The following is a 255-nucleotide window of genomic DNA, read 5'->3' as shown; positions in this document are numbered from 1 at the left end:
GCATTTGGTTATAAATGAAGCGGGCACAACCAAAACAGTTCGCAAAATAGTTTTTTTGTTCTTCATTTGGGTAGAGCCGATACTTATAAGCTTTTAACATATTCTTCACCTCCTCTTACGCTTTGTTGCTTGATTATACTGTAAAAATACCGTACAATCAAGTCGGAGGTGAGTATATGTCTGACAAAGAACGCGTAGAAATACGTATGCCAAAAGTTATTCTAGAAAAAGTAGACGCATACCAAAAAGAAAATG

Annotated in this window: 1 protein-coding gene; it reads right to left on the bottom strand. The window is 35.7% G+C overall.

Annotated elements, in window-relative coordinates:
• Positions 1 to 100: helix-turn-helix domain-containing protein (locus tag ACYQ4S_RS12935; RefSeq protein WP_459771591.1), on the bottom strand; the 100-nt coding region annotated here is incomplete at its 3' end.
• Positions 101 to 255 lie beyond the last annotated feature (155 nt).

This window comes from Alkalibacterium sp. s-m-28 (assembly GCF_054658175.1).
The sequence above is the reverse complement of the archived record's forward strand: the minus strand, read 5'-3'. Positions and strand labels throughout refer to the sequence as shown.